Source organism: Spongiactinospora gelatinilytica (assembly GCF_003236385.1).
GTDB lineage: Bacteria > Actinomycetota > Actinomycetes > Streptosporangiales > Streptosporangiaceae > Spongiactinospora > Spongiactinospora gelatinilytica.
Window position 1 is genome coordinate 1 of sequence record NZ_POUA01000672.1, and the last position, 1,830, is coordinate 1,830.

The window sequence follows — 1,830 nt, forward strand, 5'->3', positions numbered from 1 at the left end:
GGCAGGATGGGGGCGCAGGGATGTGTCGGAGGTGGAGGAGCAGGGATGACGGGATTCGATGGTGAGGATGACGTCGTCGAGCTGTGCCGGGATCTGATTCGGATCGACTCGACGAACGCGGGGGACAACGCGGGGCCTGGGGAGAGGGCCGCGGCGGAGTACGTGGCGGAGAAGCTCTCGGAAGTGGGGGTGGAGTCGCGGATTTTGGAGAGTGACGCGCGGCGGGCCAGTGTGGTGGCGCGGATCGAGGGGACCGATCCGGGGCGGGACGCGTTGTTGCTGCACGGGCATCTGGACGTCGTGCCGTTCAACGCCGACGACTGGACGCATCATCCGATGAGCGGGGAGATCGCGGACGGGTGTGTCTGGGGCCGTGGGGCCGTGGACATGAAGGACATGGACGCGATGATCCTGGCGGTCGTGCGGCGGCGGTTGCGGGAGGGGCGCAGGCCGCCGCGGGACGTGGTGCTGGCGTTCACGGCCGATGAGGAGGCCGGCGGGAAGTACGGCGCGCAGTGGCTGGCGCAGGAGCACGCGGAGGTGTTCGAGGGCTGTACCGAGGCGATCGGCGAGGTCGGCGGGTTCAGCGTCAGCCTCGGGCAGGACAAGCGGCTCTACCTGATCGAGGCCGCGGAGAAGGGCATCGCCTGGATGCGGCTGACCGCGCGTGGGCGGGCCGGGCACGGTTCGATGCTCAACGCGGAAAATGCGGTGACGGAGCTGGCCGAGGCGATGGCCAGGCTCGGGCGGTACGAGTGGCCGGTACGTCTGACGCCCACCGTACGCGCGTTCCTTGAGGAGACGTCGGCCGCGCTGGAGATCGAATTCGATCCGGAGCGGCCTGAGGCCACGGTCGCCAAGCTCGGCCCGCTGGCCCGGATGATCGGGGCGGTGCTGCGCAACACCACCAACCCCACGATGCTGGAGAGCGGCTACAAGGCCAACGTGATCCCGCAGACCGCCACCGGGCACGTGGACGGGCGGTTCCTGCCGGGATATGAAGAGGAGTTCTTCGCGACCGTTGACGAACTGCTCGGGCCCAACGTGACCAGGGAGTTCGTGTACCACGACATCGCGGTGGAGACCGGCTTCGACGGGCCGCTGGTGCGGGCGATGGCCGAGGCGCTGGAGGCGGAGGACCCCGGGGCGCGGGCCGTGCCGTACACGCTGTCGGGCGGGACCGACCTGAAGGCGTTCAGCCGGCTGGGCATCCGCGGGTTCGGGTTCGCGCCGCTGAAGCTGCCCGCGGACCTGGACTTCTCTGGGATGTTCCATGGGGTGGACGAGCGGGTGCCGGTGGATTCGCTCAGGTTCGGGGTGCGGGTGCTTGACCGCTTCCTGGATCACTCGTGAGCGTTTTCCCGTAAAGCCGTTGCGCTGACATGGCGTAGTGATAATGTAACTCTCCGTTGAGGGGGTTTGGGTCGCTCGCCTTCGGGCGGCTCGACCAAGAGGGGAGGTCACGTGACACGCTCGCCTGTCGTGCGGGGAGAGATGGCATTGCCGTTGCGCAGCGGTCCTGCGCGCGTGGCCTCCTCTGTTGAGGGTGTCGCATCCCCGGTCGGCCCGTTGGGCCGGCCGGGGGGTGCCTCCTTCGCCATCGCCTCGTCTGCCATGCCCTCGTTCACCCTCCTGCCCTTGTTCACTCTGATCGCAAGGGTGGCCGGGAGGGGCTTGGCCGGGCTCGGCCTGCTGGCCGCGGGGTGGCTGCTGGCCGTTCTGTTCGGCCTGCTCGGCGCCGCGCCCGCCAGTGCGGACACCTCCGTGTACGGCGAGACCGAGGGCGGTACGGAGACCTCGTATGCGCTCGGCGTCATGGCGGATCTCAAC

At 69.1% G+C, this 1,830-nt stretch carries 1 protein-coding gene and 1 pseudogene; both read left to right on the plus strand.

All coding sequences use genetic code 11. From position 1 onward, the window contains the following. Positions 1-45: 45 nt before the first annotated feature. Entirely contained in the window at positions 46-1,353 is a 1,308-nt protein-coding gene (locus tag C1I98_RS38470) for a M20/M25/M40 family metallo-hydrolase (RefSeq protein ID WP_111172133.1), read from the plus strand. A 285-nt stretch (positions 1,354-1,638) separates the two neighbouring features. Continuing rightward, positions 1,639-1,830, plus strand: a pseudogene (locus tag C1I98_RS38475) (hypothetical protein); the annotation flags it as partial.